The organism is Acidisoma sp. C75 (assembly GCF_054665095.1).
Map to the genome: position 1 here is coordinate 176,747 of NZ_BAAFHD010000002.1, position 13,376 is coordinate 190,122.

The 13,376-nt window shown below is 70.3% G+C and carries 12 protein-coding genes and 1 pseudogene; 6 read left to right on the plus strand and 7 right to left on the minus strand.

From position 1 onward, the window contains the following. Nucleotides 1-42 precede the first annotated feature (42 nt). The 6 genes and pseudogenes from ACYQ7X_RS03105 (at nucleotide 43) to ACYQ7X_RS03130 (ending at nucleotide 6,403) form a co-directional block, all read left to right on the plus strand. A complete protein-coding gene (locus ACYQ7X_RS03105; protein WP_459695369.1) occupies nucleotides 43-1,239 on the plus strand; it encodes a helix-turn-helix domain-containing protein in 1,197 nt (398 codons plus the stop codon). Between the two features lie 48 nt (nucleotides 1,240-1,287). Further along, nucleotides 1,288-2,418, plus strand: a complete 1,131-nt coding sequence (ispG, locus tag ACYQ7X_RS03110) for a flavodoxin-dependent (E)-4-hydroxy-3-methylbut-2-enyl-diphosphate synthase (RefSeq protein ID WP_459695370.1) — start codon at nucleotides 1,288-1,290, stop codon at nucleotides 2,416-2,418. Between the two features lie 97 nt (nucleotides 2,419-2,515). Then, on the plus strand, nucleotides 2,516-3,775 hold the full coding sequence (gene hisS / locus ACYQ7X_RS03115; RefSeq protein ID WP_459695371.1) for a histidine--tRNA ligase: 1,260 nt from the start codon (nucleotides 2,516-2,518) through the stop codon (nucleotides 3,773-3,775). Then, a pseudogene (prfA, locus tag ACYQ7X_RS03120) lies at nucleotides 3,772-4,818 on the plus strand (peptide chain release factor 1); the annotation flags it as partial. The gene hisS and the pseudogene prfA, both read left to right, overlap by 4 nt. Nucleotides 4,819-4,868: 50 nt before the next feature. Beyond that, the gene (gene prmC, locus ACYQ7X_RS03125; RefSeq protein ID WP_459695372.1) at nucleotides 4,869-5,699 is read left to right on the plus strand and encodes a peptide chain release factor N(5)-glutamine methyltransferase; all 831 of its coding nucleotides are present in this window, start codon (nucleotides 4,869-4,871) and stop codon (nucleotides 5,697-5,699) included. A gap of 311 nt (nucleotides 5,700-6,010) precedes the next feature. Next, complete coding sequence (locus ACYQ7X_RS03130; RefSeq protein WP_459695373.1) at nucleotides 6,011-6,403, plus strand: DUF4167 domain-containing protein; 393 nt, start codon at nucleotides 6,011-6,013, stop codon at nucleotides 6,401-6,403. A gap of 79 nt (nucleotides 6,404-6,482) precedes the next feature. Here the strand turns inward: ACYQ7X_RS03130 and ACYQ7X_RS03135 are convergent, their stop codons facing one another. The 7 genes from ACYQ7X_RS03135 to ACYQ7X_RS03165 are packed head-to-tail and all read right to left on the minus strand — an operon-like array spanning nucleotide 6,483 to nucleotide 13,295. Next, on the minus strand, nucleotides 6,483-6,758 hold the full coding sequence (locus ACYQ7X_RS03135; RefSeq protein ID WP_459695374.1) for an acylphosphatase: 276 nt from the start codon (nucleotides 6,756-6,758) through the stop codon (nucleotides 6,483-6,485). Beyond that, nucleotides 6,755-7,462, minus strand: a complete 708-nt coding sequence (locus ACYQ7X_RS03140; protein ID WP_459695375.1) for an ATP12 family chaperone protein — start codon at nucleotides 7,460-7,462, stop codon at nucleotides 6,755-6,757. Before ACYQ7X_RS03140 ends, ACYQ7X_RS03135 begins: the two co-directional genes overlap by 4 nt. A gap of 30 nt (nucleotides 7,463-7,492) precedes the next feature. Continuing rightward, on the minus strand, nucleotides 7,493-10,261 hold the full coding sequence (locus ACYQ7X_RS03145) for an AsmA family protein (protein WP_459695376.1): 2,769 nt from the start codon (nucleotides 10,259-10,261) through the stop codon (nucleotides 7,493-7,495). Nucleotides 10,262-10,286: 25 nt separating this feature from the next. Next, nucleotides 10,287-11,156, minus strand: a complete 870-nt coding sequence (gene mazG, locus ACYQ7X_RS03150) for a nucleoside triphosphate pyrophosphohydrolase (RefSeq protein ID WP_459695377.1) — start codon at nucleotides 11,154-11,156, stop codon at nucleotides 10,287-10,289. After that, nucleotides 11,153-11,947: an NAD kinase gene (locus ACYQ7X_RS03155; protein ID WP_459695618.1), complete on the minus strand. Its 795-nt coding sequence runs from the start codon at nucleotides 11,945-11,947 to the stop codon at nucleotides 11,153-11,155. Before ACYQ7X_RS03155 ends, mazG begins: the two co-directional genes overlap by 4 nt. Nucleotides 11,948-11,982: 35 nt before the next feature. Further along, complete coding sequence (locus ACYQ7X_RS03160) at nucleotides 11,983-12,819, minus strand: carbon-nitrogen hydrolase family protein (RefSeq protein WP_459695378.1); 837 nt, start codon at nucleotides 12,817-12,819, stop codon at nucleotides 11,983-11,985. 38 nt (nucleotides 12,820-12,857) lie between these two features. Beyond that, entirely contained in the window at nucleotides 12,858-13,295 is a 438-nt protein-coding gene (locus ACYQ7X_RS03165) for a hypothetical protein (protein WP_459695379.1), read from the minus strand. Nucleotides 13,296-13,376: the final 81 nt, after the last annotated feature.

Consider the following 13,376-nt stretch of genomic DNA (forward strand, 5'->3'; position numbering starts at 1 on the left):
TGAAGAGTGGCACCCCTGCAAAACGGCACTGATACAGATCTCATGGAGCGGCAATTCCCTGACGACAGTTTCGACCGGCCCGACGGCAATAGCTCGCGGATCGGCTCCGAACTGCGCGCCGCGCGTGAGCGGCTGGGTTGGCCGATCGATGGCGTGGCCGATGCGCTGCGGATCAAGGTCGTCTATCTGAAAGCCATCGAAGAGGGCGATATCCGCAACCTGCCGGGCACCGCCTATGCAGTCGGTTTCGTGCGCAACTACGCCCAGGCGGTGGGCCTCGATTCGAACGAGGCGATCCGCCGTTTCCGCGCCGAGCGCGCGGAGGTCAATCGCAAGACCGAGCTTGATTTTCCTGCCCCGGTGCCGACGCGGGGTGTGCCCGCCGGAGTGATCGTGCTCGTGGGCGTCATCGTCGCGATCGGCGGCTATATCGGCTGGTATCACTATTCCGGCCGCGGTGCTCGCTCGGTCCAGACGGTCGAGGCGCTGCCAGCCCATCTGGAGCCGCTCGCGCCGCCCGCGACGCCGAAACCGCCCGCCCTCGCGGTGGCGAAGCCCCCTGCCAGCGCGGGCACGAAGACCGCTGCGGCAGCTCCGGGCGTCGCCCTGCCGCCTGCCGATCAGAATGTCTCGCCCTCTTCGGCCGCCGCCGCCGTGCCCCCCGCGCCTGCCGCGGGGGGTGCCGCCACGGCCGGGCTTGCAGCCAATGCTGGCGGTAGTGCGCCCGCGGCCGGCGGGCAATCCGCCTCATCCCAGGCGGCGGCCATCGCCGCCAACGGTAGCGGCCCCGGCGCTACCGGCACGGCCGGCACCGGCTCGGCTGGCGCGGTCGCCCTTGCCCAGCCGGCCGTGCCGGGTGCGGCCGGCGGCGTCTCTCCCGCCGTCGATCAGGTCGGGCCCGCGGGTGGCGCTCCGATGGTCGTCCAGGCGACCGCCGATGCCTGGATCGAAATCAAGAATGCGCAAGGCCGCGTCCTCTATCAGGCGATCCTGCATCCGGGCGATAAATACACCGTGCCGGACCAGCCGCAGCTGACACTCACCACCGGCAACGCGGCCGGCACGGAGGTTGTGCTCGCCGGCAATGTCATCGGCCCGCTCAAGGGCCATGTGCTGCACAATGTTCCCCTCGATGCCCAGAGCCTCAGGGCCGCGAGCGGCGACAGCATGACACCCGTGAGCCCGGGCGCCGCGGCCGCACCCGCCGCCGCACCGGCGGCCCCCGCTTCCGCCCAGTAAGCCTTCCGGACCAGACGGCCGCCGCTTGTGCGGCAACAGGAGCCAGCCATGAACTACCGCGCCTATCAGCAGATCCAGCGCCGCAAATCGCGCCAGATCAGTGTCGGGCCCGTGAAGGTGGGCGGCGATGCGCCGATCTCCGTCCAGACCATGACAAATACGCTGACGACCGATGTGGCCGGCACCGTTGCCCAGGTGCGCCTGGCCGAGGCCGCCGGCGTCGATATCGTCCGCATTTCCTGCCCTGATGAGGAGAGCACGGCGGCGCTTCGGGAGATCATCCCGCAGCTTCGCGTTCCCGTCGTCGCCGATATCCATTTCCACTACCGCCGGGCGATTGAGGCGGCGGAAGCCGGTGCAGCCTGCCTGCGCATCAATCCGGGCAATATCGGTAGCGCCGACCGCGTGCGCGAAGTGGTGAAGGCGGCGCGCGATCACGGCTGCTCCATCCGCATCGGCGTCAATGCCGGTTCGCTCGAGCGTCATCTGCTCGAGAAATACGGCGAACCCAACCCCGATGCGCTGGTGGAAAGCGCGTTGGAGCATGCCAAGATCCTGCAGGATCACGATTTTCACGAGTTCAAGATCAGCGTGAAGGCGTCGGACGTCTTTCTCGCCGTCGCGGCTTATCAGCAGCTTGCCGAGGTCTGCGACCATCCGCTGCATATCGGCATCACCGAGGCGGGGGGCTTGCGCACCGGCACCGTCAAATCCTCGATCGGCCTCGGCTCGCTACTCTGGGCCGGCATCGGCGATACCATGCGCGTCTCGCTCTCGGCCGAGCCCGAGGAAGAGGTGCGCGTCGGCTGGGAGATCCTGAAATCCCTCGGCCTGCGGCATCGCGGCGTGCGCATCATCTCCTGCCCGTCCTGCGCGCGGCAGGGCTTTGATGTCATCCGCACCGTGCAGGCGCTGGAGGAGCGGCTGGAGCATATCGAGACGCCGCTGACGCTCTCGATCATCGGCTGCGTGGTGAACGGCCCGGGCGAGGCGCTGATGACCGATCTCGGCGTGACCGGCGGCGGCGCCGGCCGCCACATGGTCTATGCCGCCGGCCGGCAGGACCATACGGTGGATAAGGATGCGATGATCGACCATGTGGTCGAACTCGTCGAGCAGAAGGCCGCCGCGATCCGCGCCGCCGAAGTGACGCCGGAGCCCGCCGAAGCCGCCGAATAGCCGGCGTCGATAGCAGAGAAGGGTCTCGCTTCCCGTATAGGGGGGCGAGGCCTTTTTTGTTACACCACGCCCTTCATCCCGCTTCGAGGCTCATCCCTTGTCCAGTCTGCAACCCGCGCGCGGCACCCGTGATCTCATCGGCGAGGATCAGCGCCGCCACGCGCATGTGGTGGATCAGGCGCGGGGCGTCTCCGCCCTTTATGGCTTCGACGAGTGGTCCACACCGATCTTCGAGGATACCCGCGTCTTTTCCCGCACCCTGGGCGAGACCTCGGATGTGGTGACGAAGGAGATGTACACCTTCACTGATCGTGGGGGGGAGAGCCTCACGCTCCGGCCGGAGGGCACCGCCGCCGTCTGCCGCGCGCTGGTGACGAACGGCCTCACCCAGAGCCTGCCGCAGAAGGTCTTCTATGCTGGGCCGATGTTCCGCTACGAGCGGCCGCAGAAGGGGCGCTACCGCCAGTTCCATCAGATCGGGATCGAGCTGATCGGCCCGGCCGAACCGCAGGCCGATGCCGAGGTCATCGCCTGCGGCTGGCAGATCCTCTCGGCCCTCGGCATCGCGGGCTCCGTGGTGCTGGAGATCAACACCCTGGGCGAGGCCGAAAGCCGCGCCGCTTATCGGGCCGCTCTTGTCGGCTATTTCACGCGCTATGAGAGCAGCCTGTCCGAGGAGAGCCGAATCCGCCTCGCCCGCAACCCCTTGCGCATCCTCGACAGCAAGGACGAAGGGGATCAGCGGATCCTGGCCGATGCGCCGAGCATCGGGGCCCATCTCACCCCGGCGGCTGCTGGCTTCTACGAGGCGCTGCGCGGCTATCTCACCGCGCTCGCCATTCCCTTCGTCGAGAATCCGCGCATCGTGCGTGGGCTCGATTACTACAACCACACCGCCTTCGAATTCGTCACCACCGCGCTCGGCGCGCAAGGGACGGTGATGGCCGGCGGCCGTTATGACGGGCTGGTGGAGGAGATGGGTGGCCCGCCGACGCCGGCCGTCGGCTGGGCCGCCGGGATCGAGCGGCTCGCCATGCTGGTCTCTGGCCTCGCGGCCGGGAGGCCGGCGGTCGCCGTCATCCCCGCGGGCGAGGAGGCCGAGCCTGCGGCCTTCATCCTGCTCCAGCAGTTGCGGGGGCAGGGCATCCGGGCCGAGATGGCCTATCGCGGCAATCTCCGGCGCCGCATGGAGCGGGCGAACAAGGCGGGCGCACGCGCGGCCGTCATCCTCGGCGCCGAGGAAGCGGGGCGGGGCGTCGCCCAGCTCAAGGATCTCGTCTCCGGCACCCAGGCCGAGGTGCCCTTCGCGCGCCTCGCGGAAGCGATCCGCGCCCTGGCGGCGGAGCCGAGCGCTTGAGCCTCGCCGATCGCTTCGAGGATATTCTCGCCCGCGCCGCGGAATTGCGGGATCGGCTGGCCTCCGGCGCGACCGGGGCGGAATTCGTCCGCGCCTCCCGCGAGCTTGCCGAGCTGGAGCCGATCGTCGCGCTGATCACCGACTTCCGCGCGACTGAGAGGGCGCTGGCGGAGACCGAGGCGCTGATGGCCGAGCCCGAGATGCGGGATCTGGCGGAAGCCGAGGCGGAGAGCTTGAGGCGCCGCCTGCCGGAGATGGAGCAGGCGATCCAGCTCGCCTTGCTGCCGAAGGACGAGGCGGATGAGCGTTCTGCGATTCTCGAAGTGCGGCCGGCGGCAGGCGGAGATGAGGCGGCGCTCTTCGCCGCCCAGCTCTTCGGCATGTATCAGCGCTATGCCGATGCGCAGGGCTGGCGCTTCGAGGTCATGGATTATGGCGAAACCGAGCTTGGCGGCCTCAAGGAAGGCATCGCCAGCATCACCGGCCGGAACGTCTTCGCCAGGCTGAAATTCGAATCCGGCGTCCATCGCGTCCAGCGTGTGCCGGAGACCGAGTCCCAGGGCCGCATTCATACCTCGACGGTGACGGTCGCCGTGCTGCCGGAGGCCGAGGAGGTGGATGTCGCGGTCAATGAAAGCGATCTGCGCATCGACGTCTTCCGCGCCTCCGGCGCCGGCGGCCAGCACGTCAACAAGACGGAAAGCGCCGTCCGCATCACCCATCTGCCGAGCGGCATCGTGGTCGCCATGCAGGAAGAGAAGAGCCAGCACAAGAACCGTGCCAAGGCGATGAAAATCCTCCGCGCCCGGCTCTACGAGCAGGAAAGGGCGAGCCTGCACGCGACGCGCGCGGCCGACCGCAAATCGCAGGTCGGCACTGGCGACCGTTCGGAGCGTATCCGCACCTACAACTTCCCCCAGGGCCGGGTGACCGACCATCGCATCAACCTCACCCTCTACAAGATCGACCGGGTGATGCTCGGCGAGCTCGATGAGATCATCGCGGCGCTGATGGCCGAAGACCAGGCGGCCCGGCTCGCGAGCTCACCGCCCAGGCGGCCTGAGCCGGCGTGGGCGAGACGCCGCTCGATCCGATGCTCGCGGAAGGGGCGGAGCTGCTGGCCGCGGCCGGCATCGCCGAGGCGCGGCGTGAGGCCCGCATCCTGCTCGCGGCGGCGCTTGGCACCGATCATGCCGGGCTGCTGCGCCGCAAGGGCGGCTGCCTCTCGGCCGACGAAGCGGCCCGCTTCACCGCCATGCTCGCCGCCCGCGCCGAGCGCCGGCCGGCTTCCCAGATCATCGGCGAGCGCGAGTTCTGGAGCCTGCCGCTGACCGTGACCGAGGCGACGCTGACCCCCCGGCCGGATTCCGAAGCGATGATCGAGATGGCGCTCGATCTCCGGCCGCAGCGGTCCGCGGTGCGGCGTATCGCCGATCTCGGCACCGGCAGCGGCTGTCTGCTGCTCGCCGCGCTGGTCGAATATCCGGCGGCCTTCGGCCTCGGCCTCGACTTTTCGGAGGCCGCCGCGCGCATCGCCCGCGCCAATATGCTTCGCCTGGGCTTCGCCCATCGCGGCGCCATCATCCTCGGCGATTGGGATGCGCCGCTCGCCGGCCGCTTCGATCTCATCCTCTGCAACCCGCCCTATATCCCGACCGCCGATATCGCGGGGCTGATGCCCGAGGTGCGGGCCTATGAGCCGCGGCTGGCGCTGGATGGCGGGGCCGACGGGCTTGGCCCCTACCGGCGCCTCTTCCCGGCGCTCCATGGGCTGCTGACCGCGGACGGGCTCGCGCTCTTCGAATTCGGCATTGGCCAGGCGCCGGCGCTCACGGCGCTTGCCGCCGCGGCGGGCCTCACCGTGCAGGGCGTGCGGCCGGACCTTGCAGGCCTCCCCCGCATCATCGCCGTCTCCCTCCCATAAAAAACGGTTGGCTTCGAGGGGCCCCTCGGGTTAGCCTGCGCTCGCTGGGTCGGGATGCAGAGACGCTATCCACCCGCAGCGTTCCCTGGCCCCCATGCTTTCGGCCAAGCCCGAGGCCCGGCCAGGAGAACCCAAAAGTCCGAAGCGTGCGACTTGGCTTGCGTTCACTGCGCCGGTTTGGAGCAGGCGAGCCCAGGTGGCCAACAGGAAAGCGGCTTGTCGTCAGGATGAACATCAAACGGATGCGTGGTCGTGGCCATCGGGGTAACGGCGCCGGTGGCGGCGGTGGTGGCGGTGGCAATGGCGGCGGAATGCGGCACCAGGGTGCGAATGCCAACGGCGTTCCGCTCAACCGCAACCATGTTTTCGACAGCAACGGCCCCGATATCCGCGTGCGGGGAACGGCGCAGCAGCTGTTCGAGAAATATCTCCAGCTCGGCCGGGATGCGACGAGCGCGGGCGACCGCGTGCTGGGCGAGGGCTATTTCCAGCATGCCGAGCATTACTTCCGCATCGTCACCGCCATGAACCAGGCGGCCGCCCAGCACCAGCAGCAACAGCAATCCGTGCATCAGCGGCGGGCGACGAGCGATGAGGCCGGTGGCGCGGACGAGACCGAGCAGGGTGAGGGCGAGGAAGAGATGCGCCCCGTCGCCGTCGAAGCGCGGGAAATTCCGATCGCGGTGGCCGCTCCCGAAGCCTGATCGGCTGCGCGCCGCAAAGCCCGGCCGGCTGCGGATCTCTCTCCCAAGAGAGGCCCGGTGCCGCGGCTTTGCCGGCAGCTCAGACGGTTGGCAAAATCTGGAAGCCCGGCTCGTGCGGCGGATCGCAGATCGCTTCCACGATATCGAGAACCTGGGCATGGCGCGGGCCGCGCCGACAGGCCCGGGCCATTTCCTCCACCGCATCGGCCGTGCCGCTGATCAGCGCTTCCACCGTGCCATCCGTGCGGTTGCGCACCCAGCCGGCGATGCCGAGCTCGGCGGCCCGCTCGCTCGCCCAGGCGCGAAAGCCGACGCCCTGCACCTGGCCCGCGATGATGAGGCGTTTGCAGCTCATGCTTGCTCCCTCGTCAGCGTGAAATAGCGCGCAGCGGCCGAAACATCGGCCGCCGCTGCCGCCCGCCGGGCCACCGCTTCCGGCTCCGCGCCCCAGCGCTCTTCCTGATACAGCGTATCGAGCACCGAGAGGCGGTAGGCCTCTACCGGGTCGAGCGCCGCCGCGATCACGGCGAGGCCGAGCACGAGGCTGCCATAGGCGGGCACCAGCACGCCGAGGGCCGCGAGCCCGTGCTGATCCTGCGCGCCGACCGCGCGGGCGAGGGCGGCGAGGCTTGCGACCGGCTGGTCCACGAAGGCGATCCCCTGCGTCACGCGCAGCGGCGCATCATGCTGACGACAGGCCCAGTCGAGCCAGGGCTGCCAGGCGGCCTGCTGACGTTCGGCGAGGGCCGCCGGTTCGGCCGCCCGGTAACAGAGCAGATCGCTGCGGCCATAGGCGGCGATACTTTCGGCGACCGCCGCCTCGCGGCCAGGGATCCGCAGCAGGGCGGTCGCCGCAAGCTGGGTGAGCGGCAGCTGCGCAGGCGTGATCTCGGCGCCCGGCGCCGGCTGGCGCCACTCTTCCGCCAGCGCCTCGGCCAGATCGCGGCTGCGGATCGGCAACACCTCGCCGCCCGGCAGGCGCATGGGCTTGCCGTCCAACAGCAGGGAGTGGTGCTCCCCTTCGCGTGCCACCGCCGTTTCGGTCCAAAAGCGCTTCATGTCACGATCGCCCCGCGGCGCCGGGCGCCTCTATCCGCCATGCAGGAGTTGCTGGAAGAGATCAATCGGCCGGTTGAGCAGGCTGCGGCCGCTGGCCGCATCGGCCGGCCCCGCGCCCGGCTGGCCGTTCCGCGCCAGGGAGAGCGCCGGGCCGCAGGCAGGCGATACGCCGTGGCGCGCCGCCTTGCCATGGCCGATCACCGATTGCAGGAAACCGCCGATGCCGCCACCGCCACCCCCCCCGGGCTGTTGGCTGATGACGAGCTTGCCGACCCGCCCGAACTTGGGCGCGTTGACCGGCCCTGTCATGCTGACCGGCACGGTCAAGTCCATCTCGCCGAGGAAGAGCTGCGGCATGAGCGCGAGATCGAGGCTTTCAGTGCCGAAATCGACGGTCCCCTGGCCCTGGAGTTCCATCAGGCTGGTATCGAGCAGCAGAGCGGTGACGCGCGCCTTGCCCTGCACCGCATCAAGCCGCAGCGCGAGGCAATGCACCGGCACCGCGCCTGCCGCCGTCAACACATTCTCCGGCAGGACGCCGGCGGCATGCACGGCGGGCGCCAGCAGCTGCGCCAGGGTGCGCCCATCCACCACGCTGTTGACCGAGGCCAGCCCGATCGCGCCGCTGGCATCGGCGACCAGCGCGCGGGTATTCGCGCCGTCCGAGACGAGGCGGGCGAAGGTATCGGCGAAACCCTGGGCGGCGGGCGGCAGGCCGAAGGCCGCAAGCAGCGGCGCGATCGCGAGGGACTGCGCCTGGAAGGCGAGGGTGACATGCGGGACGGTGGGGCGGGCATCGACGGTCACCGCGACCAGCACCCGCCCGCCCGGCAGCACGACGGAGGATGGATCGAGGGCAAAGACGCCGTTTTGCAAGCGGGCATGCAGCACGAGGGCGCGATAGGGAATGCCGCCCAGGCGGAGGCTGGCGAAAGCGAGGTTGACCGAGCCATCGGCCGCGTGCAGCAGCCCGACAGGCAGCGGGATCGCCGGCACCAGGGCGGGGCCCGGTGCCGGTGCCGGCGCGGGCGCCGGGAGTGCCGCCCCCGGCGCAGTGGCCGCTGGCGCGCCAGGTGCTGCCGCCACGGCCGCAGGTGTGGCGGGGGCGAACAGCCCGTCGAGATCGAGCTGGGCGGAGCGGAGATCGGCCGAGACGGTCAGCGGTTTGCCGAAGGCGAGGCCGATCGCGCCCTCCAGATCCCCCTCCGGCGCGGTGAGGTTGAGCCCGGTCAGGTTCAACCCATGGGCGAGGCCCTCCGGCCCGTCCCGCAGCAGGGCGGAGCCGGTGAGGCTCGGGATCGGCGGCAGGGGGAAGCCGAGCAGTGGGGACAAGGTATCGAGCCGCGCGATCTGCGCCGAGATTGAGAGGGAGAGGCCGCGCAGGGCGGCGGGATCGGCGAGCGCGCCTTGCAGATGCAGGTTGGAGCTGCCGGCGGTGAATTGCAGATCGATCGGCCATGGCGCCGCGAGCGGGGCGACCGGCCGTGATGCCACCGGCTGCGGCGCCACCGGCTGCGGCGCCCCCGGCTGAGCCGCCGCCGCCGGTGCGGCCGAGCTGCTGCCGGCCGGCTCCGCCGTGGTGGCGGGCGGCAGGAGTGCGGCCAGCGGCCCGGTGGAGCCGGCGAGCGTGAAGGCGAAGCCCTGGCGCGCGCCGAGCAGGTTGAGCGCGATTGGCTGATCCGGCCCCGGCGTCGTCAGCGCGAGGCTGGTGAGGCTAAGGCCGGGCAGCAGGCTGCCGAGGTCTGAATTGCCGGCCTGTAGGCTGAGATCCCGAAGCACGGGGCTGCCCGCGCCGGCATCGGCGACCGTCGCGCCGATCGCCACTTGCCGCAGCGGCGGCAGCACCATCCCGGGCGGCAAAAGCCCGGGCGGCAGCAGCGGTTGCAGCTTCTCCAGGGCCGGGATATGCGCCGTCACGATGAAGCGGTAGCCGGCCATCTTGGCAGGTGTGCCGAAGCCGCCATCAACGGAGAGGGTAGCGCCGGCGGCCGCCAGCTGCGCCTGCACCGGCCAATCCGCGCCTGCCGCCGGGGCGATGAAGCCGGCGATCGGGCCCGTGCTGCCGCTGAGGCTCACCGGCTGGTTCTGCCAGAGCAGATCGGCCTTGAAGGCGAGGGGGCTCGCGGTCGTTGTCGTTCCGGCCGCGCCCTCTGCCGTGACCGTCGCCGTCTTGATCGCCACCTGCCGCGAGACTGCGCCCGCCTGCCAGGTCACCGTGCCGTCGGTGATCCGGATCGCATGCACCGAAACCTGCCAGCCTCCGCGCCCCGGCGCCGGCGGCAGGGCCACCGGCGCGCCCGGCGCGGCGGGGGCGGGTGCCGCGGCACCCGGCGCCGGCGCCGCGGCTTCTGGGGTGAAGACCCAGTTCGGCGCCCCGTCCTTCGTCCGTTCCAGCAGGATGCTCGGCTGGTGCAGCGTCAGGCTGTCGATCTCGATCGCATGATGCAGCAGCGGCAGCAGGGCGATGGTGGTGCTGATGGAAGCGACGCGGATCATCTCCGGCGCCGATCCGCCGGGAAGATTGGCGATGCGGACGGCGTCCGCGGTGATGTGCGGGGTGAGGGAGAAGGCGAGGGCGATGCGCCCGTCGATCGCGACCGGGCGGCCGAGCGCCTCGGAAGCCGCCGCTTCGATCCGGCCCTTATAGCTATTGGGATCGAAGGTCAGATAGAAGACGGCCGCCGCGGCCAGTGGCAGCAGGATGATGACCAGGATGAAGGCCAGCAGCAGCCGGGGCCACAGGCGCCGCCGCCGCGGCGGGTGAGAGATCGGGGTCTGTTCGCGAGTCGCTCGGTCCATGGCACGCCTTTATCACGGCCGCGCCTCAGGCGCTCTCCCCTGGCCGCCGCGTCGCGCCCGGCAGCGCGCGCCGCTCGGCGGCCTTTACCTCCTGCCATTCGGCTTCCATGATGGCGAGCCCGGCCTCGCCCGGGCTCCGCCCCGCGGCCCGCAGGCGCGCTTCCATCGCCTGGAAGCGGCGGGTAAATTTCGCGTTAGCGGCGCGCAGCACCGTCTCCCCGTCGAGCCCGAGCTTGCGGCAGAGATTGGCGACGACGAAGAGAAGATCGCCCAGCTCGTCCGCGACACGGGCGGGGTCCGCCTTCGGGAGTTCGGCCTGCAGCTCCGCCACCTCCTCGGCCATCTTGGCGAAGAGATCCTCGATCCCCGGCCAGTCGAAGCCGACGCGCGCGGCGCGGGCGGAAAGCTTCTCCGCGCGGGTGAGCGCGGGGAGGGTAGTGGCGACACCGTCGAGCGCGCTTGGCGGGCCCTCTGCCCCGCGCTTGGCCGCCCGCTCCTCCGCCTTCTGGGCCTCCCAGGCGAGGGTTTGCGCAGGAGCGTCGCGCTGAGCGGCATCGGCGAAGATATGCGGATGCCGGCGGACGAGCTTGTCGTTGATCCCTTGAGCGACCTCGGCGAAGGAGAAGAGCCCGGTTTCCCGCGCGATCTGGGCGTGAAAGACCACCTGCAGCAGGAGATCGCCAAGCTCCTCGCGCAGCGCCGGCACATTGCCGGCTTCCGCCGCCTCGGCCACCTCATAGGCCTCTTCCACGGCATAAGGGGCGAGGGAGGCGAAATCCTGCTTCAGATCCCAGGCGCAGCCGGTAAGCGGATCGCGCAGCCGGGCCATGGTTTCGAGGAGGGCGCGCAGGCTCGCCTCGGCGCGCGCTGCCTGGATGTCGGGCTGGTCGTTCATGCGGTGAATTGTTCCGTGAGAATGCGTTCCGAAAGGCCCTGGTCGGGGTCGAAGAGCACGGTCGCGGACATCGAGCGCTCCTCGCTCACCGCGACCGAGACGACCCGCCGCACCTCGAAGGAATCGGCGACCGCCGCCACCGGGCGCTTGTCCTCCTCGAGGATTTCGAACAGCACATCGGCCGAACTCGGCAGCAGCGCGCCATGCCAGCGGCGCGGGCGGAAGGCGCTGATCGGCGTCAGCGGCAGCAGATTGGCCGAAAGCGGCACGATCGGGCCATGCGCCGAGAGGTTGTAGGCGGTGGAGCCTGCCGGGGTCGAGATCAGGATGCCATCGCAGATGAGTTCGGGCAGACGCACCCGGCCATCGACCGAGATGCGGATCTTGGCGGTCTGCCGCAGCTGGCGGAGGAGCGAAACCTCGTTGAGCGCCAGCGCCTCTTCCACCGCGCCCGTCTGCGTCACCGCATGCATGCGTAAGGGGTGCAGGGCCGCGCCCTGCGCCTGGGCGAGGCGCTCGGGCAAGGCCTCCTCGAAATAGCTGTTCATGAGGAAGCCGACCGAGCCGCAATTCATGCCATAGACCGGCAGCGGGCGGCCGAGCACGCTATGCAGCGTTTCGAGCATGAAGCCGTCGCCGCCGAGTGCCACGACCACCTGGGCTTCCGCCACCGGCACGTTGCCATAGCGCGCGGTCAGCCGGTCATGCCGGGCCTGCGCCTGGATGGACGAGGAGGCGACGAAGGCGATGCGCGTCGGCGGCACGCCGCCCAGCAGCTCTTCGAGCGGCAGCGGCGCCCCGGCGCGGCCGAGCGCCTGCGGCACGCTCACGCGAGCTTCCGATGAGCGAGCACCGGCATATCCTGCCGCACCCTTTCGGTCATGCTGGTGTCGATCCGCGTGGTGATCCAGCCGATGCCGTCCGGCGCGCAGGCGGCGACGAGCCCCCAGGGATCGCAGATCATCGAGCGGCCATAGGTCATCCGCGCCTGGCCGCTCGCGTCGAGATGGCGGCCCCAGCAGGCGGGGGCGACGAGCCAGCACTGCGTCTCGATCGCGCGGGCGCGGAGCAGCACCTCCCAATGGTCCCGCCCGGTCGGCACGGTGAAGGCGGCGGGCAGGAAGATCACCTCCGCCCCCTGGCGGCGGAGTGCCAGGAAAAGCTCCGGGAAGCGAAGATCGTAGCAGATGGCCAGCCCGCAGGTGACCCCGGCGATCGAGACCGTCTCCACCGTCTCGCCGCTGCCGAAGGTGGCACTTTCGCGATAGCCCTGGCCATCCGGGGTCACGATATCGAAGAGGTGGATCTTGCGGTAGCGGGCGATTTCCCGCCCCTCCGGGTCGAAGACGAGGGTGGTGTTGAAGAGCTGCTCGCCCACCCGTTCGGCGATCGAGCCGCCATGCACGAAAACGCCGTTGCCGCGCGCCACTTCGCGCAGGAACTCGTAAGCCTCGCCGCCGCTTTCGCCGCTGCCGGCGGCAGGCAGGCCCTCTGCCTCGGCGAGCTTGGTCGCGCGGTCGCCGCCGAGGCAGCTCCACATCTCCGGCAGGGCGATGACGCGCGGCCGGCCATCGGCCAGCGCGCCCTGGATCAGGTCGCGCGCCTGGGCGATGTTCTGGCGCTTGTCGGCGCCGGGGTTCATTTGGATCGCGCTCACACGCATCGGGGGGCTGCCTTGCTTTCGTCCATGGCGGTCAGCTTTCAGCGGTCGAAGCGGGGTTCGGCGCGGGGCGGCCGCGGCTCGATGCGCGGCTCCGGCCGCAGGGGGCGCTGGCCACGTTGGGCGCGGGGCTCCGGCTCATCGTCGTAGCGATAGGGATCGGGGGCGGGCGGCACCGGCGGCCGGGCGCGGAAGGCCGCGGCCGGGGCGGGGGCGGCACGCGCCGGCACGGGCGGAAGATCATAGGCATCCTCGTCCGGCCGGTAGGGGCGCACGGGCTCGCCCAGGCGCAGCGAGAGCGTGCGGATCTCGCCCTGTAACTCGTCCAGCCGCGCCTCGATCACGTCCAGCCGCGATTTCACTCCGAAGACGCTGAAGGGCATCAGAAGAAAAATCAGCAGGTAGAGGATGATCGGAACCAGAACGAGGATCGGCACCCACCAGGGCAGCCAGGGGGGAAGGGTGAATGGCAGGGTCATGTTCCTCTCCTTACCAGCAATTCCGCTGCTCTGCGATGCCGTCTTGGGCTGGATTCGGGGATGGCTCCATGCCAAGCGAGA